At 64.6% G+C, this 18,628-nt stretch carries 19 protein-coding genes and 1 pseudogene; 8 read left to right on the forward strand and 12 right to left on the reverse strand.

Annotated features, from left to right (window positions below; translation table 11 throughout):
* Positions 1-74 precede the first annotated feature (74 nt).
* Positions 75-239 carry a DUF3309 family protein gene (locus WHZ77_RS17115; RefSeq protein WP_375309013.1) on the forward strand — a complete coding sequence of 55 codons (165 nt, stop codon included), beginning with the start codon at positions 75-77 and terminating at the stop codon, positions 237-239.
* Between the two features lie 43 nt (positions 240-282).
* Positions 283-807 (forward strand): exopolysaccharide biosynthesis protein, encoded by a 525-nt coding sequence (locus WHZ77_RS17120; protein ID WP_375309014.1) that lies wholly within the window; start codon positions 283-285, stop codon positions 805-807.
* Positions 808-905: 98 nt separating this feature from the next.
* Here the strand turns inward: WHZ77_RS17120 and fsrB are convergent, their stop codons facing one another.
* Entirely contained in the window at positions 906-2,195 is a 1,290-nt protein-coding gene (gene fsrB / locus WHZ77_RS17125) for a siderophore utilization protein FsrB (RefSeq protein ID WP_375309015.1), read from the reverse strand.
* A gap of 425 nt (positions 2,196-2,620) precedes the next feature.
* Between fsrB and WHZ77_RS17130 the strand changes: the two genes are divergently transcribed.
* Entirely contained in the window at positions 2,621-3,184 is a 564-nt protein-coding gene (locus tag WHZ77_RS17130) for a helix-turn-helix domain-containing protein (protein WP_375309016.1), read from the forward strand.
* Positions 3,185-3,297: 113 nt separating this feature from the next.
* On the opposite strand, the gene WHZ77_RS17135 is transcribed toward WHZ77_RS17130, so the two are convergent.
* From WHZ77_RS17135 to WHZ77_RS17145, 3 genes and pseudogenes are all read right to left on the reverse strand, one after another.
* Positions 3,298-4,056, reverse strand: a complete 759-nt coding sequence (locus WHZ77_RS17135; protein ID WP_375309017.1) for a CBS domain-containing protein — start codon at positions 4,054-4,056, stop codon at positions 3,298-3,300.
* A 249-nt stretch (positions 4,057-4,305) separates the two neighbouring features.
* Positions 4,306-6,290: pseudogene (locus tag WHZ77_RS17140) on the reverse strand (primary-amine oxidase).
* A gap of 15 nt (positions 6,291-6,305) precedes the next feature.
* Complete coding sequence (locus WHZ77_RS17145) at positions 6,306-7,502, reverse strand: serine hydrolase domain-containing protein (RefSeq protein ID WP_375309018.1); 1,197 nt, start codon at positions 7,500-7,502, stop codon at positions 6,306-6,308.
* Between the two features lie 183 nt (positions 7,503-7,685).
* Here WHZ77_RS17145 and WHZ77_RS17150 point away from each other — a divergent pair, with 183 nt between their 5' ends.
* Complete coding sequence (locus WHZ77_RS17150; protein WP_375309019.1) at positions 7,686-8,678, forward strand: helix-turn-helix domain-containing protein; 993 nt, start codon at positions 7,686-7,688, stop codon at positions 8,676-8,678.
* Positions 8,679-8,693: 15 nt separating this feature from the next.
* Here WHZ77_RS17150 and WHZ77_RS17155 read toward each other — a convergent pair whose 3' ends face one another.
* The 5 genes from WHZ77_RS17155 to WHZ77_RS17175 all read right to left on the reverse strand — a co-directional run bounded on the left by WHZ77_RS17155 (position 8,694) and on the right by WHZ77_RS17175 (position 13,133).
* Positions 8,694-9,467: a MetQ/NlpA family ABC transporter substrate-binding protein gene (locus tag WHZ77_RS17155; protein WP_375309020.1), complete on the reverse strand. Its 774-nt coding sequence runs from the start codon at positions 9,465-9,467 to the stop codon at positions 8,694-8,696.
* A gap of 28 nt (positions 9,468-9,495) precedes the next feature.
* A complete protein-coding gene (locus WHZ77_RS17160; RefSeq protein WP_375309021.1) occupies positions 9,496-10,161 on the reverse strand; it encodes a methionine ABC transporter permease in 666 nt (221 codons plus the stop codon).
* On the reverse strand, positions 10,151-11,287 hold the full coding sequence (locus WHZ77_RS17165) for a methionine ABC transporter ATP-binding protein (protein ID WP_375309022.1): 1,137 nt from the start codon (positions 11,285-11,287) through the stop codon (positions 10,151-10,153). Before WHZ77_RS17165 ends, WHZ77_RS17160 begins: the two co-directional genes overlap by 11 nt.
* Before the next feature lie 249 nt (positions 11,288-11,536).
* Positions 11,537-12,343 carry an enoyl-CoA hydratase/isomerase family protein gene (locus WHZ77_RS17170; RefSeq protein WP_375309023.1) on the reverse strand — a complete coding sequence of 269 codons (807 nt, stop codon included), beginning with the start codon at positions 12,341-12,343 and terminating at the stop codon, positions 11,537-11,539.
* A 31-nt stretch (positions 12,344-12,374) separates the two neighbouring features.
* On the reverse strand, positions 12,375-13,133 hold the full coding sequence (locus WHZ77_RS17175; protein WP_375309024.1) for a hypothetical protein: 759 nt from the start codon (positions 13,131-13,133) through the stop codon (positions 12,375-12,377).
* A 63-nt stretch (positions 13,134-13,196) separates the two neighbouring features.
* Between WHZ77_RS17175 and nthA the strand changes: the two genes are divergently transcribed.
* Genes nthA through WHZ77_RS17190 form a run of 3 tightly spaced genes read left to right on the forward strand, consistent with a single transcriptional unit; the run spans position 13,197 to position 14,856 of the window.
* Complete coding sequence (gene nthA / locus WHZ77_RS17180) at positions 13,197-13,823, forward strand: nitrile hydratase subunit alpha (RefSeq protein ID WP_375309025.1); 627 nt, start codon at positions 13,197-13,199, stop codon at positions 13,821-13,823.
* Positions 13,820-14,482, forward strand: a complete 663-nt coding sequence (gene nthB, locus WHZ77_RS17185) for a nitrile hydratase subunit beta (RefSeq protein ID WP_375309026.1) — start codon at positions 13,820-13,822, stop codon at positions 14,480-14,482. The genes nthA and nthB overlap by 4 nt, the downstream gene beginning before the upstream one ends.
* Positions 14,479-14,856, forward strand: a complete 378-nt coding sequence (locus WHZ77_RS17190) for a nitrile hydratase accessory protein (protein ID WP_143845174.1) — start codon at positions 14,479-14,481, stop codon at positions 14,854-14,856. The genes nthB and WHZ77_RS17190 overlap by 4 nt, the downstream gene beginning before the upstream one ends.
* Here WHZ77_RS17190 and queC read toward each other — a convergent pair.
* Complete coding sequence (gene queC, locus WHZ77_RS17195) at positions 14,853-15,587, reverse strand: 7-cyano-7-deazaguanine synthase QueC (RefSeq protein ID WP_375309027.1); 735 nt, start codon at positions 15,585-15,587, stop codon at positions 14,853-14,855. The two genes, WHZ77_RS17190 and queC, sit on opposite strands and share 4 nt — an antisense overlap.
* A gap of 126 nt (positions 15,588-15,713) precedes the next feature.
* Between queC and mazG the strand changes: the two genes are divergently transcribed.
* Positions 15,714-16,568 carry a nucleoside triphosphate pyrophosphohydrolase gene (mazG, locus tag WHZ77_RS17200; protein WP_375309028.1) on the forward strand — a complete coding sequence of 285 codons (855 nt, stop codon included), beginning with the start codon at positions 15,714-15,716 and terminating at the stop codon, positions 16,566-16,568.
* Between the two features lie 187 nt (positions 16,569-16,755).
* Here the strand turns inward: mazG and hflX are convergent, their stop codons facing one another.
* Complete coding sequence (gene hflX / locus WHZ77_RS17205) at positions 16,756-18,153, reverse strand: GTPase HflX (protein WP_375309029.1); 1,398 nt, start codon at positions 18,151-18,153, stop codon at positions 16,756-16,758.
* Between the two features lie 11 nt (positions 18,154-18,164).
* Entirely contained in the window at positions 18,165-18,413 is a 249-nt protein-coding gene (hfq, locus tag WHZ77_RS17210; protein ID WP_007591126.1) for an RNA chaperone Hfq, read from the reverse strand.
* Between the last annotated feature and the right edge of the window lie 215 nt (positions 18,414-18,628).

Below are 18,628 nucleotides of genomic sequence, written 5' to 3' on the forward strand. Positions count from 1 at the left end.
TTGAAGATCGCGCACCACGCTTGGACGACCGGGACACTCAATATCCACAACGTCTCACCAAAGGAGTCGGACAGATGTCGATCGGACTTATCCTTATCATTATCCTCGTCATCTTCCTGCTTGGTGGCTTCAGCGGTCGCTTTGGAGGTTACGGCTACGGCTATGGCCACGGTGGGATGGGTGTCATCGGGACGATCCTGATTATTCTCGTCGTGCTGCTGCTGCTGGGGCGGCTCTGATCCTGTCGCGGTCGGCAGCATCGACCGGGTCAGGATGCGCCAGTTGAAGCCTACAGCCGCCGCCGATGAAGGGATGCTTGTACCCGCCTCGTTGCTGCTGCAGCGGCTGCACGACGAGGCGCCGACAGATCACTTTACGTTGGGCTGGTTGATGGGCCGCCTCCACAAGCGCTCCTTCGGTCTGACCATGCTGCTGCTCGCCGTGGTCGCTATTGCACCGGGCGTCTCGATCGTGGCTGGGCTGCTGCTCATGATCCCCGCATTCGAGATGATCATGGGTCGGAATGCGCCGGCGTTCCCGCGCCGCGTTGCCGCCCGTTCATTGCCGACGCGGCATCTGGCCGCTCTGGTGCAGCGAGCCGTGCCCGTGCTGAGGTATCTTGAGAAATTCATTCATCCGCGCTGGCCGACGCCGGTCGAGGTGACCAAGCGTCTCATCGGCGCCGTCGTCGTGCTGCTGAACGTCACCCTGGTCCTCACGCCGCTGCCTCTGAGCAACATCGTTCCCGCCCTCGTGATCGCCCTTCCCCGCGCGACTTCATCAAGCTTGAGGAAACGGTCTTGGTGACGCCGGTGATCTCATGGAGTTTCCGCGGACTGAGGGCGATCTCCAGTCGCTGTGGCGGCGCTGGGCGGAAAGAGTCGCCCGGGAGGCGTGCGTGAGCCCTACTCGGCCGGCGTGAGCTGCCGGTTCAGCCGTATGGCGGCGGTCTCGCGCACGCGAATGCGTGCCCTGCGCTTGCGCCACCAGATCACGACGCCGGTGACGGAGAGCGCGGCCACGACGAGGCCCATGATCGAGATCAGGATCCGGCCGAACAGTCCGACGATGCGGCCCGAATGCAGCGGGAATTGCGCCTGCACGAAGATGTCGGCGGCGGTACCGACCCAAGGCAGCCGCTCGCCGAGCGGACGGCCATCCTCGCTGTCGTAGTAGAGCTGCGCTGGACCGACGCCGCCGGCGCCGTGATCGTCGCCGGGATGGAAGAAGGCCGCTGCATAGACGCCATGGGCCGGGCCGTAATTGATCGAGCCGACCGGGACGGTCCACCCTCGCCGCTTGCCGTCGGCAGCAGCCCGCGCGGCGATGTCGGCGAAGCTGACCTTGGGCTCGATGGGATCGTCGAGATCGCGGTAGGGCCGCTGCTCATAGGGCGTCGGCGTGTAGTTCGACACCATCTTCATCAGGGGCGAGAACACCTCGAAATACAGATTCAGCGAGAACGCCGTGAAGGCAATGATGAACAGCAGGCCCCACGTCCACAGGCTGAAGGCGCGGTGGATGTCGAAATTGATCCGGTAGGCGCTGCCTGACGTCTTGATGGTCCATGCCGGCGCCCAGCGCGCCCAGAAGCCGCGATCGAGCTGGCGCGCGACCTGCGACGCCCGGGCCGCCCTGGCTCCGCGCCGCGACGGCAGCGTCAGATAGAAACCGACGAAGCAGTCGATGGTCCAGATGATCGCGATGATTCCGAGCACGCGCATGCCCCAGCGATCGCTGCCCCAGATCTCCGGAATGTGCATGGTGTAGTGCAGCTTGTAGAGGAACGAGACGAGGTTCTCGCGCGTCACCGGCCACACCGCACCCCAATAACGCCGGCCGAGCTCGACACCCGTGCTGGGATCGAGGAAGACCTGGTTGTAGTCGATCGTGAAACGCTTGCCGGTCGAAGGATCGATCCTCGGCATCACGAAGAACCACAGCGAGTGCCCCTGCTCCGGCGTCATGAAGAGGTACACGACGCGCGCGCGGGGATCGCGCTGTTCGATCATCCCGGCGAGCTCGATCGAGGGAATCGCCGGACCTTTGGTCGAGACGTCGAACAGATGGCTGTTCAGGACGTCGTCGGTCTCGTGGTCCCATGAGATGATCGCACCGGTGATGCCGGAGAAGAACAGGAAGCCGGCCGTCAGCAGTCCCGCCCAGCGATGCAGCTTGCCGAATATCGCTCTCATCGCTCAGGTCTCATTCCGAAGGTCCGGCCCTCATTGCCGGACGGCCCCACGCACTGCCGGCTTTGCCGGTATCGTTTTTGGTGTCTCGCCCTAACGCAGCCGATTTCAGAGCGCGATAGGAACAGCGTTAGAATTTCTCCAGACCTGTGTGCAGCCAGTGCGGCGAATGCGCTCACGCACGAACAAGCGTGCATGGTTCGCTGGATCTGGAATTGTTCTAGACGAACTGGCGCGGTCGATCGCACGGGACGTCCGGCGACATCGAAGGCCTGCGCGGAGAACGAATCCTTTACCATGCCCTCGCCGCTCGATTGAGCCTGAGGAACCCCGGCGGTAGACTATGTTGCGGGATATTTCAGTCACTTTGCGGAACGCGCCGCAACGTTCTGTGCCAGCGCGTGCTGGGCATCCGGGGTTCGAGATCCATGAACGAATTGCGCGCTGCGACCAGGCAATCTACGGCCAGGACCGGGATTATCGAGTTTGACGGCGCCAGGGGTGCCGTCAGCATCCCCTGCACGATCTGCGACGTATCAGGCACGGGAGCGAGACTGAAGCTCGACTGGTCGCTGTCGTTTCCGAAAGAGGCCACGCTGGTCTTTGCCGACGGGCTGCGAAAGACCTGCCGTGTTGCGTGGCAGAAGCGACGGTTGCTCGGCGTTGCGTTCGCCGATGGCGTTGCGAGCCCGGACGAGCAGGCTCTCATGATGACCGACGAAGAGCAGGCCCTGCACAGGCAGCATATCGGCGCGCAGGTCAAGGCCGCGCGGGAGGCGCGTGGCTATACCGAGATCCAGATTGCGAATTTCCTCGCCGTCTCGCCCGAGTTCGTGTCACGTGCCGAGAGCGGTGAGATGAGCATCCCTCTCCACCAGCTCACACATATTGCCGATCTGTTGCTGGTCGACCTCGATAATCTCATTGCCGGACCGGCGTCGATCGGATTGGCGCCGGACGGCGCGCGCGGCAGCGATCTCGAATTGGCGTAGTCGGCCGTCCCGATCGGCTCACCGCCAGTCGTCGAAATTCAACGTTGCGGATCGAGGCCAGTATCTGCCACGTCAACGCACCGACCGTGCATGACCAGCCGCAGTGGTCGCGGTCACAACGGCTCATCGTCGGCAGTCGAGGTCTCTGCCGGGAGCGATGCGATGTCTCCGCCGCCATAATCGTCCTCCGGATCTGCACGAAGCGTCTGAAGGCAAAGACGGTCCTCAACCTTGTGAACACCCGGAATGGTTTCGCAAGCGACGACCGCCGCCTGACGCGCGGCCTCGCTTCGGACGACGCCACGCAAGGTCACGACACCGTCCCTGACGCTGATGTTCAGCCCGCTTGGATGCCACGCCGCATCCGACATCGCGGCCAGAGCAGATTGCCGAATCTGATTGTCGTCCTCCAGGTCGCATGGGACTTTCGCCAGCGGGCCGGCAACCGCGGACACGAAGTCGGAGCGGGTGATCATCCCGACGATACGACCCTCGTGCATCACCGGCACATGGTTCACCCGTCGAGACTCCATCAAGGCGGCGATCTCGTCGAGCGGCGTGTCCTCAGCCACGGTCACCGGGGCAGGCGTCATGACCTGTTCGACCTTCTGCCCGTGTTCCTTCACGAACTCCCGCGCGAAGCGGTCTGATCCGAGCAGGAGCGAGAGCAGCCGTTTGCGCGCGTGCTGGGTACCGATCTCCGTCCTTCGCAGGAAATCGCTCTCGCAGACGATGCCGACGAGCTTCCCGCCTCCGTCCGTGACGGGCAAACCGCTGAAATGATGCGACAGCATCAGCCGTATCGCATCAGCAACAGAGGATTCGGGGCGGATCGTGACCACCCGCCGGGACATGATCTGGTCTGCTCGCATGTGTGGTCTCCGGAGCCGCTCACAGATAGCCCCCGCCTCGGACCGGATCTTGACCAGGATCAACGTCGGATCGCAGATGGATGCGAAGCTTATCATAGGTTAGCGAGAAACCATGCGCCCGCGAGCCGTGTACTTGGCGGCTTTTTTGTAGCTGCGGCGCTGTCGTCTGCTGCGGCCGAACCGAACCGTTTCATGCGTCAATAGGTTATGCGTCGGGCTGTCCGCGTGCCGGATTGCGCCGGCGACCACCTAGCCCTTGTGGCAGCACGAGCTGCCGCCGCCTTTCTCCTCGCCCGCGAGCACGCTGCGGCTGTTACGATCAGGCGGGATGTCGCCGGCTGCATTGGCTGCGAAGAAGCCGGTCGGCTTGAGCATGAAGCCGGCATATTCAACCGGCATGATCGGAAAGTCCTCGGGCTTGCAGACATGGGTGTGGCCGAAGGAATGCCACACGACGATGTCGGTATTCTCGATATTGCGGTTCTGCGCGGCGTAACACGGCAGGCCGTCGCCGCCGGCGTGGACGTTGGGATAGTCGCCGCTGGCGTATTTTTCGTCCGCATTGAATGCCGTCACCCAGACGTGTTTCGTCGCGAAGCCGCCCCGCTTGCGCACGTAGCTGCCCTCCTGCGCCAGCATCAGCGGGCTCGGATTGACGACGAGCTTGTAGGCCGGCGCGTTGCCGACCGAATTGGTCTCGTTGGGATTGCTGATCTTCCAGAACCGGCCGGTCTCGCCATTGGCAATTGCCGCGGCATCGCGCTCGCGCGACAGCACGCGCGTCGTGGTGTCGAATGCGTTGCCATGGGGATTGTCCGCACCCCAGGGCCGCGGCACGAACTCGTGCTCGGTGACGGTGTTGCCGCCGCCGTCGAGATCCATGTGCATGCGCACGTTGAAGAAGTGCTGGTGCGTCGGACCGCCGAGATTGTCGTCGACCATGCCGCCCCATTTGTACGTCTGGCCGGACGGCACCGCGGCGGTCTGGATGATGCCGGTGAGCTTGGCCTCGAGCTGGATCGTGCCGTCCTGGTAGAGGTACCAATAGAAGCCGTAGTCGTAATTGCCGACGGTGGCGAAGAACGAGATGACGAGGCGGCGCGAACGGCGGACCTCGAACAGGCCGTTGCGGAATTCATAGTGTTTCCAGGCAATTCCGTAGTCTTCCTCATGCATGCAGATAGCGTTCTGCATGAGATAGGACTCGCCCTTGTTGTCGGCGGCCGGCACGTCGAAATAATGGATGTTGCCGAGACAGTCGCAGCCGAGCTCCAGCGCGTTGGCGAGCATACCGAGACCGTATTCGCCGGCGTCGAACGCCGACTTCCAGAAGTGATTGTCGGTCGGGTCCGCATAGGGCACCACCATCTCGGTGACGCTGGCGCGATGGATCAGAGAGCGCTTGCGCGCGCCATCCTGATAGCTGAGCTGATGCAGCACCAGGCCCTCGCGCGGGGTGAAGCCGACGCGAAAGCTCCATTTCTGCCAGTCGACCTTCCAGCCGTCGACCTTGAAGCTTGCACCCTCGGGCTGCTCGATGTGCAGCGGCTTGATGTCGGTGCGCGGGTTTTTCACCTCATGCGCCCCATAGTTCCGCTTCTTGCGCGGGATCGGCACGATCGGGTCTGCGTCCGTGAGGTGAATGACCTTGCCGGCGATCAGGTCGACGACCGCGACAACGCCCTCGATCGGGTGCGCATAGCCGTTGTCCTGAAGGTGCTCGCGGAAAAAGCTGACCGCGCGGACGATGCGCGCGCCGCGCTCGAATTCCATGTCGAAGAAGCCCGAGGAAAACGGGTCGACCTGGACCAGCTCGATGTCCTTGTCGGTCAGCCCGCGCCGAACCATCGCCGCGCACCAGCCAGGGTCGGCCTTGACCACGGCCTCGCACTTGAAGAATTCCTCGAGCATCACCGGCGGCTGCCCGTAGGGCGCTTCGCGGTTCGGCACCAGCTTGCGCGCGACGATCTCGTTGCGGTCGAGATCGACGATGTGTTCGATCGCCTCACCCGTAGTGATGTCCAGCGTCAGCGCGAAGGCGCGGCGCCCCGCTGAGCCCGCAGCCAGCTGCTGCTTGGTCGGCTCCTCAGCCGCACGGTCGGGAAGCGGCAATTCTCCGGCGAGGCCGCAGCGACGCGCACCAGTGTGCACGCCGCCGTGATCTCCTCGGCGGTCAGCGGATCGAGCGCATGCGGGGTCGCGGTTTGCGCTGTGGCTTTGACGGCATCGAGCATGGTGATGTCCAGAGGTCAGCGCGGGGCGAGATGCGCGGTGATGGCGCGGAAGGCGGCGAGCCAGCGATGGTCGAGCGGAATGTCCATCGCCTTGGGCTGGGTCGCGAGCTTGACGATGACGGTGTCGGTGGCCGCATCGATATAGAGCCACTGGCCGTGGATGCCGATTGCGGCGAGATCGTTGCGCGCGGGATCGATCGTGTACCATTTGCTGCGGTAGCGGGCGCCCGGGAAGATGTCGGCGAGGTCGCCGTCGGCCCACGCCCTGGGATCGCCGTTCTCGTGGATGTCGTCGATCCACCAGCCCGGCACCACCTGCCGTCCATCGACCAGGCCGCGATTGCGGATCATCTCGCCGAAGCGCAGCAGATCGCGCGTGGTGACCGAGAGACCGCCGGCGATGCGGCCCATGCCGTGGCTGTCGAGTGTGAGTGAGCCATCCTCCTCGGCGCCCAGGGGCTGCCAGAGATATTCGGAGAGGATGCGCGGATAAGGCATGCCGCAGGCGCGCTCATAGACCCAGCCCAGCACCTCGGTGTTGGTCGAGACGTAGTGGAACACCTTGCCATGCGGCTTGCCGGTGCCGCGCAGCGTGGTGAGATAGGCGCGCTGATGGCCGGGCTCGACGCCAGGCGGCGGAACGTCCCAGCCCGAGGAGAAGCGATAGCGCGCGACGTCGCCGGCGGGGTCTTCGTAGTCCTCCTCGAACTTGATCGCGACCGCCATGTCGAGGACGTTGCGAACGGTGCAGCGGCCGTAGACGGAATTCTCCAGCTCCGGCACGTAGCGCACCACCCTCGCCTCGGGATCGAGCAGCCCGCGCGCAGCGAGGACGCCGCCGAGCGTGCCGGCGATTGACTTGCTGATCGAGCAAACCAGATGCGGCGTGGTCACGCTCATGCCGTCGCCATACCATTCGTGGATCAGCGTACCCCGGTGCATGACCAGGAGCGCGTCGCCAAAGGTCTCGCGTAAGCTGGCCTCGATCGTGGTCGGCTTGCCGTCGGGCGCCGTGAAGCCGAGCTTCTGAAGCTCGTGCGGCGCACTTCGTATTGGCGTCGGGTGGGCTGAGCGGCGGACCTCGGCGGTCGGCAGCACCTCGCGGGTATGGGTAAAGCCCCAGCGGATGGCAGGAAAGCTGCGCCAGTTGGCGCGGGTCACCTGGGCCTCTGGCGCGGGCGGGCTGCCGCGCATGATCTCGGTCGTTCGCATCTCGATCCCTCCGCGAAGCGCCATCCCGACCTCGCTGTCGGGAATAACTGCGACGAAGACTGCACGTCGGCGAGACCGAACGTTATCGAGATCCAGCAATATTTTGCTGGACAGGGGCCACGGTCGTGCCAGTCTGGCGTGGTTTTTGCTAGCTACTCGACTTGCAAATTCCGACGTAGTGTCATGGTCTTAAGCGCAACTCTTCCGATTCAGGACTCAGCTCCCAATCTGCTTCAGGCCAGCAGTACGGACGTCGACGAGCACTGCGCCGGCCTCGGCCGTTGGCGGCTGAGCTACGATCAGATCAGCGCCGGCGCATTCCGCGGCAGCTTTACGCAGCTCTCTCTGCCTCGGCTCGAGGTGTTCCGCGAGATCACCAGCCAGCAGGTGCGCCAATACGGCCAGCTCGGCGCCGACAGTTTTGGCATCGGCCTGCCCTGGGACGGCGACGGCGAACTCAGCTGCAACGGGACCAGCGCCAGGGGCGCCCGCGTGCTCGCCAGCATTGACGCCGAGATCGACATGTGTACGCCGAAGGCTTTCGAGCTGCGCGGTGTCGTTGCCAGCACGGTGCTGATCGCGGAGCTTGCAGCCCGGCTCGATATCGAGTTGCCGCGCGCCGTCTGGCACCAGTTGCGGGTGATCGAGACCGCGCAAGCGCCGGTCGCGCGGCTGCGTGCCCATCTGACCGCCATTCAAGAGACCATCACGACGGCCCCCGAACGGTTCGCCGATCCCGTGGCGCGCCAGGCGCTGGAAGATGCCCTCCTCGTCGAGATCATGGACATGTTGCCGACGGCACGCGCCAGCGACCCCGGCCGCAGCTCAGCGGCCCGGAGGCGCACCGTCGATCGCGCCCGCGAGCTGATGCATGACCGCGGCGAGCGCGCGCTGTCGCTGCTTGAGGTCTGCAAGGCGGTCGGCGCGAGCCCGCGCAAGCTCGGCTATTGCTTCCAGGAAGTGGTGGGCACCAGCCCGATGCACTATTGGCGCGCGATGCGCCTGAACCGCGTGCGGCGGGATCTCAAGCGCGCCGGCGACACTGACGTTTCCGTCTACGACGTCGCCGTGCAGCACGGCTTCTGGCACTTCAGCCAGTTCTCGCTTGACTACAAGCGCCACTTCTCCGAGCTGCCCTCGGAGACGCTGCGGCGCGCCAGGCTGGTGGCGGCCTGACGCGCTGTTTGCCGCTTACCAGGTCGGCAGGTAGGTGCCCTTGAAGCGCGTTTCCAGAAACGCCTTCACCTGATCGGAGTGATAGGCCTCGATCAGCTGCTTCACCCACGGCTTGTCCTTGTCCTCGTCGCGGACGGCGAGGATGTTGACCCAGGGTCCGTCGGGGTTTTCGCGCGCGATCGCGTCGGTTGCCGGATTGAGGCCGGCCTGCACCGCGTAATTGTTGTTGATCGAGACAACGTCGACGTCCTGCAGCGCGCGCGGGAGCTGCGCGGCGTCCAGCTCGACGAAGCGGAGCTTCTTCGGGTTTTCGGTGATGTCGGCGATCGTCGACGCGACGTTATTGTTGTCCTTCAGCTTGATCACGCCGTGCAGCGCCAGGATCATCAGGCCGCGCGCGCCGTTCGAGGGATCATTGGCGATGGCGACGCGGGCGCCCTCGGGCAGGTCGGCGAGCTTCTTGTATTTCTGCGAATAGACGCCCTGCGGCGAGCCGATCGTGGTCGCGACCTTGACGATCTTCCAGCCGGTCTTGGAAATCTGGTTCTTCAGGTACGGCTCGTGCTGGAACGAGTTAGCCTCGAGATCCTTCAGCGCCAGCGCCTGGTTCGGGATCACGTAGTCGGTGAACTCGACCACCTTGATGTCGAGGCCGCGCTCGGCGCCAACCTTCTTCACGACGTCCAGGATCTCGGCATGGGGGCCGGCGGTGACGCCGACACGGATGGTCTCGGCATGAGTCGTGGTCGCAAGCAAGGCTGCAGCCGCTAGGGTTGCCAGAAAGCGCATTGATATCTCCAGTTTCGAAAAATGTGGTTCAGCGATGCCGCAGCCGGCGGTTGACCCGGCGCGCCAGATAATCCCCCGCGCTCTGCACGAGTTGCACCAGCGCGATCAGCACGACCACGACGGCGAGCATCATCTCCGGCATGAATCGCTGGTAGCCGTAGCGGATGCCGAGATCGCCAAGGCCGCCGCCGCCGACGGCGCCGACCATGGCGGAGTAGCCGAGCAGGCTGACTACCGCCAGCGTCAGGGCCAGAACCAGTCCGGGCAGCGCCTCGGGGATCAGCACCTTGAGCACGATCTGGATTGGCGAGGCCCCGAACGAGGACGCGGTCTCGATCAGGCCGCCATCGACCTCGCGGATCGCAGCCTCGACGAGGCGGGCGATGAACGGCGTCGACGCGATGACCAGCGGCACGATCGCCGCAGTCGAGCCGATCGAGGTGCCGGCAATCAACCGCGTGAACGGGATGATGGCGACGACAAGGATGATGAAGGGTGTCGAGCGCGTCGCGTTGACGACGATGCCGAGCACGCGATTGACGACGGGAGCCGAGAACAGCTCGCCCTTCCGGCTGGTGGCGAGGAAGACGCCGAGCGGCAGGCCGAAGGCGGTGCCGAGCAGCGCCGCGATGCCGACCATATACAGGCTCTCGCCGGTGGCCTGGATGATCAGATTGATGAGTTCAGGCGACATAGCCGAGACGCTCCGCCGAGAATTGATATTGAGACAGCCAGGCAAGCGTGCGCGTCACCGCGCTCTCGCCGCCAGGAATTCCGAGAGGAATCCCAAGCACCAGCGAGCCCACATGCTGGCCGCCGATTTCGTCGATCCGGGCCGACAGCAGCGCAACATCGAGGCCGAGCTCGCGCGCGAGCCGCGCCACCAGCGTATCGCCAGCCCCTGCCCCGCGGACCTGGACGCGGATTACGACCTGACCGCCGGCAGATGGCACCGCCACGATCCGGCTTGCCAGCGAGACCGGCAGGCTGTCGCCGATCGCCTCGGCCAGGAAGGATTGCGTGATGGGATGCCCGGGATGGGTAAAGATGTCGGCGACATGGCCGCTCTCGACGACGTGGCCGGCGTCGAGCACCACCACTTCCTTGGCGAGCTGGCGCACCACCGACATTTCATGGGTGATCAGCACGATGGTCACGCCCAGCTCGCGGTTGATGTTCGCGAGCAGATCTAGAATGGCGCGCGTGGTCTGCGGATCGAGTGCCGAGGTCGCCTCGTCCGACAGCAGCACGCTCGGCCGCGTCGCCAGCGCCCGCGCGATTCCGACGCGCTGCTTCTGGCCGCCAGAGAGTTCGGAAGGGTAACGGTCGTGCTTGTCAGCGATGCCGACCAGCGCCAGCAGCTCCGCGACACGGGTCTTGATGTCGGCCTTGGCCCAGCCGGCGATCTCGAGCGGCAGCGCAATGTTGTCGGCAGCGGTCCGCGACGACAGCAGGTTGAAGTGCTGGAAGATCATGCCGATCGAACGCTGCGCCAGCCGCAATTCGCGGCCCGCCAGCGCCGAAATCTCTCTGTTATCGACGATGACATGACCCGTGGTCGGCTTCTCGAGCCCGTTGATCAGCCGGACCAGGCTCGACTTGCCGGCGCCGGAACGGCCGATCACACCGGTGATCGACCCACGCGGAATCGCGAAATCAATATCCTGCAGCGCGTTGACGCCGGGCTTGCCGCGATAGGCCGGATAGGTCTTCGAGATGCCAGCGAAACGGACCATGGCGTCCGCTTCGACTGCGGCAGGTGAAATCGCTTCAAGCGTTTCGAGCGGTTGTCCGATCGCGAGCGATTGGTGGGCGTTCATGGAGGCGGCCTTCGTGCATCATCATTCGTCTGCCCCACCCGCCAGGAGGCGCGCGGGAGGCAGGCCGCATCAAGCGACAGAGAAAAGCAGTTGCGTTGCGAGGTGCTGCAGCGCAGCACGCACATTCGCCTTTTCAGCTCTTTGTTGCAATTTCAGATATTTGGGAGGAAATGGGTGAAGTTTTCCTAATCCCTCCTCAGAGAAGAAAATTTCCCTCGCCGGGGGTATCAGCCTCCGCGCCGGCTGACTCTATCGCCCACTGAACTTCGGCTTGCGCCGCGTCAGGAACGCATCGACGCCCTCCTTGTGGTCCTCGCTGAGGCTTGCGAGGGCAAACTGGTCGACGTCCATGTGGCTTGCCAGATCGTCCAGCGCATGCGCGAGCCGGTTGACGGTGAGCTTCGTCATGGCGACCGAGAGCGGCGGCTGCGCGGCGACCTTGCGCGCAAGCTCCATCGCGGCGTCGAACGCATGGCCGGGATCGACCACTTGCTCGACCAGGCCCCATTCGTAGGCCTCGTCCGCCGAGATGCGCTGATCGGCCAGGATCACTGCCTGCTTGGTGCGGGCCGGGCCGATCAGATGCAGCATGCGCGGGATGCTCTGCCAGCTCATGTTCATGCCGAGCCCGACCTCGGGCACGCGCAAATGCGCGTCGCGGCCCATGACGCGGAAGTCGAGCGCCACGGCCAGAGCCACGCCGCCGCCGACGCAGAAACCCTCGATCGCCGCGATCGTGATCTGCTCCATCTCCTGCCAGGCGTGAGTGAGGCGCGGCCCGAGCTTGAGGTGCCGCCTGAGCGTGCCGAGGTCCATGTCCTTGCGCGCGCGCCCTTCGGAATCCTTGAGGTCGAAGCCGGCGCTGAATGCGCTGTTGCTGCCCGTCAGCACCACGACGGAGGTCGCGGAATCGTCCTCGAAGCTGCGCGCGGCCGCGGTGAGCTGGCGCAGTGCTTCCGGTGACAGCGCGTTGATGCCGTCGCCGCGGTCGAACCGCACGATCGCGATACGCCCGTCCGGCCCTAGGCCCCTCTCGATCTTCACATAGTCCGTCAAGGCAATCTCCTCCGTTTCTTGTTGGTCTTGATCACAAATGCCCGGTCCGCCGATGCTCCGGCTGGGAGCCTTCCACCGGAAACCGGATCGTGGTCCCGAGCGTGATCCAGTTGGCGTTCTCGCCGGTGATGTTGCGGCCGTAGATCACGTCGACGGAGAAGATCTCGTTCGGGCGGTAGCGCGCGCCGGTCTGGAAGCGCGGCTGCACGATGCTTGCGATCTCGGAGGCACCGGCCTGCCCGTACGCCTCGATCGTCCATTGCAAAGTGTCGGTGAACTTCCAGTCGAAGCCGACGCCATAGGTCAGATAATGCCGGTCGACGGTGCGATCCCAGAGCCAGCCGCCGTTGACATTGATGCGCATGGTCTCGGACAGGCGAAAAGTTGCGGGGATGACGGCAAAGCCGGTCAACGCCTCGCCGGTCGCAGCATCAAACGATCCTCCGCCATAGGCCGATAATCCCCATCGGCCGATCCCGGTCGGGACGAAATTGGTCTTGGCTTTCGGGGCCATCGTCGTGCCCCACTCACCATCGCTGCGGGCCCTGATGGTCTGAAGGCTCAGTTCGATCGGCCTGAAGGGATCGACGACGCAGGAGGGATTGGCGACCGCGGAGAAATCCGTGTTGGACGCAGCCGACATCCAGCTCTCGACCTTGCAGGAGCCGACTTCGGAGATATCGGCGGCATCCACCGCATAGGCGCCATTCGCGGCGCGCGCATCCTGCGGCGCGAATGCGACGAGTGTCGCGATTGCGGCGGTCATTCCCGTGTGTGCAGCCCATCCCATAGTGAGATGTTAGCAGAGTCTTCGCCTCGACAACGCCCGCATTCTGGGACTATCTTCGCACTCATGAGTGAACATCATCACAACCACGATCACGACCATTCCGAGCTGTCGGAGACCGAGCTGCGCGTGCGCGCGCTCGAGACCATTCTGACCGAAAAAGGCTATGTCGAGCCGGCTGCGCTCGACGCCATCATCCAGGCGTACGAGACCAAGATCGGCCCGCATAACGGCGCGCGCGTCGTCGCCAGGGCCTGGACCGATCCGGCCTTCAAGACCGCGCTGCTGGAGGACGGCAGCAAGGCCATCGGCACGCTCGGCCATGTCAGCCGCGTCGGCGACCATCTCGTCGTGGTCGAGAACACCCCTGAGCGCCACAACATGGTCGTGTGCACGCTGTGCTCCTGTTACCCCTGGGAAATGCTGGGGCTGCCGCCGGTCTGGTACAAGGCCTCGCCCTACCGCTCGCGCGCGGTGAAGGACCCGCGCGGCGTGCTCGCCGATTTCGACGTCACGCTGCCGAAGGACATGGAAATCCGGGTCTGGGACTCGACCGCCGAGACGCGCTTCCTGGTGCTGCCGATGCGGCCCGAGGGCACCGAAGGCTGGAGCGAGGAGCAGCTCGCAGACCTCGTCACGCGCGATTCCATGATCGGCACCGGCTTCCCCAGGACGCCCGGAGCGCCCTCATGAACGGTGTGCACGACATGGGCGGCATGGACGGGTTCGGCAAGGTCGAACCCGAGCCGAACGAGCCGATGTTTCACGCCGATTGGGAATCGCGCGTCCTCGCCATGGTGCGCGCGATGGGCGCGGCCGGCGCCTTCAACATCGACACCTCGCGCTTCTATCGCGAGACGCTGCCACCGGACGTTTATCTGTCGAGCTCCTACTACAAGAAATGGTTTCTCGGCCTCGAAGAGATGTTGATCGAAAAGGGCTACCTCACCCGTGAGGAAGTGGCCGCTGGCCACGCCATGCAGCCCGGAAAGGCGCTCAAGCACGGCAAGTTCGATCTCAGCCAGGTCGAGCGCATCATGGTGCGCGGCAAGTTCGGCCGCACCGCGCCCGCACCCGCCAAATTCAACATCGGCGACAAGGTGCGCGCGAAGAACATCCACCCGGCCACCCATACGCGGCTGCCGCGCTATGTGCGCGGCCATGTCGGTGTCGTCGAACTGAATCACGGCTGCCACGTGTTTCCGGATTCGGCTGCGATGGAGCTCGGCGAAAACCCGCAATGGCTCTACACGGTCGTATTCGAAGGCCGCGATCTCTGGGGTGAGGATGGCGATCCGACCCTCAAGGTCTCGATCGACGCGTTCGAGCCCTATCTGGACCCGGCGTCATGAGCAGCGCGCTTGCGGCCGCCGCCACGGCGGCCATTCCGAGCATCCCGCGCGACGACGAGGGCCCGGTGTTCCGCGCCCCCTGGGAGGCACATGCCTTCGCCATGGCGTTGAGCCTGCACGATCGCGGCGTGTTCACCTGGCCGGAATGGGCCGCGGCCCTCGCCGACGAGATCAAGCGTGCACAGGCCGCCGGCGATCCTGACACCGGCGAGACCTACTATCTGCACTGGCTCGCCACGCTGGAAGGACTGGTTGCACGCAAGGGCGTCGCCTCGATGGACACGCTGCATCGTTATCGTGACGCCTGGGACCACGCGGCGGATCGCACTCCGCACGGCAAGCCGATCGAGCTGCGGCCGGAAGATTTTGGTTAGCTCGTGCTCCCTCGGCGCGACCTCTCCGCCACAAACTCCCGCCATCCCTTCGCCCGCAGGCTGCACGCCGGGCATTCCCCGCATCCGTAACCCCAATCGTGCTGCGCGCCGCGTTCGCCGAGATAGCAGGTGTGGGACTGCTCGCGAATGAGGTCGACCAGCCCGTCGCCGCCGAGGTCGTGCGCGAGCTGCCAGGTCGCCGCCTTGTCGATCCACATCAGCGGCGTATGCAGCTCGAATTTGCGGGCCATGCCAAGTGACAGCGCACTCTGCATGGCCTGGATGGTGTCGTTGCGGCAATCGGGATAGCCGGAATAATCGGTCTCGCACATGCCGCCTACGATGTGGGTGATGCCGCGCCGGTAGGCCAGCGCCGCGGCGAAGGTCAGGAACACCAGATTGCGGCCCGGCACGAAGGTGTTGGGCAAGCCGTCGGCGCCCATCGCGATCGCGACATCGCGCGTCAGGGCCGTCTCCGACACCGCGGCCAAAGTCGGAATCGACAGCGTGTGGCTTTCGCCGAGTTTTGCCGCCCAGTCCTCGCGCAGATCCTTGATGCCGTCGAACAGACGGTCGCGGCAGGCAAGCTCGACGGCGTGGCGCTGGCCGTAGTCGAAGCCCAGCGTCTCGACGCGCGCGAAGCGGTTCAGCGCCCAGGCGAGGCAGGTGGTGGAATCCTGTCCGCCGGAAAACAGCACCATGGCGGTCTCTGATGAAAATGCGTCACTCATGGCCCGCGCTTTAGCACCGCGGAACGTATCAGCCAATCGGTGGAAATCGGCCTGTTCCCCCGCGCACGGCTGGGAACGGCGGCCCGCTTTTGGCATAAGGTTCTGGATCCAGGAGACGCCCCCGCAATGACCCCTTCCCGCGACATTTCCCGCCTGATCGAGATCATGGCGGCGCTGCGCACGCCGGTGACCGGCTGCCCCTGGGATCTCGAGCAGAACTTTGCGACGATCGCGCCCTACACGATCGAGGAAGCCTATGAGGTGGTGGATGCCATCGACCGCGGCGATCTCGGCGATCTTTGCGAGGAGCTCGGCGACCTCCTGCTCCAGGTCGTATTCCACGCCCAGATGGCGTCGGAGCAGAACGCGTTCGCCTTCGGCGACGTCGTCGAGGCCATCACCCGGAAAATGATCCGGCGCCATCCCCATGTCTTTGCCGACAAGGAGGGCAACCTCGCGTCCTCCCACGTCAAGGAAGTCTGGGACCGCATCAAGGCGGAAGAGAAAGCCGAACGCGCCGCGCGCCGGCCGCCTGAAGCAACTCCGGCGCACAAATCGCTGCTGGCGGGCGTGAAGGCCGGCCAGCCCGCACTGACGCGCGCCATGGAACTCCAGCGCAAGGCTTCCACCGTCGGCTTCGACTGGAACGATCCGCGCGCGGTGCTGCAAAAGATCCGCGAGGAGGCCGACGAGATCGAGGCCGCGCTCGACCGCAACGACAAGCAGGAGATCGCGGACGAGACCGGCGACCTGATGTTCGCCCTCGTCAACCTCGCCCGCCACGTCGATGCCGATCCGGAAGCCGCGCTGCGCGCGACGAATGCGAAGTTTGAGCGGCGGTTCGCGTTCATCGAACGGGCGCTGGAAGCGCAGGGGCACACGCTGGAGCAGGCGTCGCTGGCGGAGATGGATGCGCTCTGGAATGCGGCGAAGGGCGAGGAGAATCCAGTATCAGAAGGACGCAAGGAAGTTCGCCGCTAACTCCGCTGTCGTCCCCGCGAAGGCGGGGACCCATACCGCGTGATCCATCCGCAGCACGAAGCGGCCAATACCACCCACCAAACCACGTCCTGTGGTTATGGATCCAGTATCTGCGCTACGCTTGTCCGAGACGACAGTGGTGCTTGAGGCAACAATTCTCTGAAGTCACTGGCCAAGGCCAGATCGCCTAAGCCGCGTGATGCGGCACCGCATCGAACCTCGACACCACGATATCCCGCTTGGTCTCGTCCACCCGCACCGTCATGTCGAAGCGGCCGTCGTGCAGCTCCTTGGCCAGCACCTCGGCATTACGATGCAGCCAGGAGATGCCGGCGCCATCGGCGGCGTCGATCGAGAGATCGAGCGTGGTACGCTTGGCCGCCAGGCGTTCCTCGATCGCGGCGAGCAGTGCATCGATGCCCTCGCCTGACACGGCCGAGACCAGCATCGCCGGATGATCCTCCGGCCTGCGCGCGGCGATGTTCAGAAGCTCTTCGCGCTGCTCGGCATCGTAACGATCGATCTTGTTCCAGACCTCGATGATGCGGCCGCTGTCATCGGGATTGATGCCGAGCTGGCGGAGCACCGCGTCGACGTCGCCCTGCTGGGCCTCGGCATCCTCGTGCGAGATGTCGCGGACATGCAGGATGACGTCGGCCTCCAGCACCTCTTCCAGCGTGGCGCGGAAGGCGGCGACGAGCTGCGTCGGCAGGTTGGAGATGAAACCGACGGTGTCGGACAGCATCGCCTTGCCGCCATGCGGCAGGCTGAGCGCGCGCAGGGTCGGATCGAGCGTGGCGAACAGCATGTCGGCGGCCTGCACGTCGGCACGTGTCAGCCGGTTGAATAGCGTCGACTTGCCGGCATTGGTGTAGCCGACCAGCGCCACCACGCGATACGGCACGCGCTGGCGGCCGGCGCGATGCAGCCGCCGCGTCGCCTGCACCTTCTTCAGTTCGCCCTCGAGCTTGGAGATGCGCTCCTGGATCAGGCGGCGGTCGGCTTCGATCTGCGTCTCACCGGGACCGCCCATGAATCCGAAACCGCCGCGCTGGCGTTCGAGATGGGTCCACGATCGCACCAGGCGCGAGCGCTGGTAGTTGAGATGCGCGAGCTCGACCTGGAGCGAGCCTTCCTTGGTCTTGGCGCGGCGGCCGAAGATCTCCAGAATGAGGCCGGTGCGGTCGAGCACCTTTGTGTTCAACTCCTTCTCGAGATTGCGCTGCTGGATCGGCGCCAGCGCGCAATCCATCACCACGAGTTCGACATCGAGGCTCTTAGCCAGCGCGGCGATCTCCTCGACCTTGCCCTTGCCGATGTAGGTCGCGGGGCGGATCTGGCTGACCGGCGCGATGATGGCGTCGGCAACGACGAGATCAATCGCGCGCGCGAGGCCCGCGGCTTCGTCGAGCCGGGCCTCCGCGTTTCGCAATATCTGGTTAGACGAGGCGTGACTCTCCGATTGCGCGTCGGCACTTCCCGAACGCAGCCGCAAATAGGGGCCGATGACAAGCACCCGCCCCGTCTGCTTTGCCCCTGCCGGCCGCGGACGGTCGGCATCCCCGTCGAAATTCCGGGGTTCCAATCAGGTCACTCTCAAGCCGGCTGATCCTCGCCGCCTTCGAACAGCTGGATCGGAGCGCCCGGCATGATGGTCGAGATCGCATGCTTGTAGACGAGCTGCGAGTGACCGTCGCGCCGAAGCAGCAAACAGAAATTGTCGAACCAGGTCACGATGCCCTGGAGCTTCACTCCGTTGACCAGAAAGATCGTCAGTGGCGTCTTCGTTTTGCGAACGTGATTAAGGAAGGTGTCCTGTAGGTTTTGTGCGCGGTCTGCCGCCATTGTTTTTTTCTCGCTTTGAGTTTCTTTTTATTGCGCCGGTTGCGACCCTCTTTTGAGAGTTCTGGAGTCTCTTCCGGTTGCCGCTCCTCATGAGATCCCCCTCGGAAGGAACAGCGGTACGATTAGAGGACAGGTCGGGTTATTAGGCAAGCCGCTTCACGCGGCAGGCCAGGCCCTATTGCCCCGAAAAACTACGGAAATCGATGATTTTCCTC

Source organism: Bradyrhizobium sp. A5 (assembly GCF_042076515.1).
GTDB classification, from domain to species: domain Bacteria; phylum Pseudomonadota; class Alphaproteobacteria; order Rhizobiales; family Xanthobacteraceae; genus Bradyrhizobium; species Bradyrhizobium cosmicum.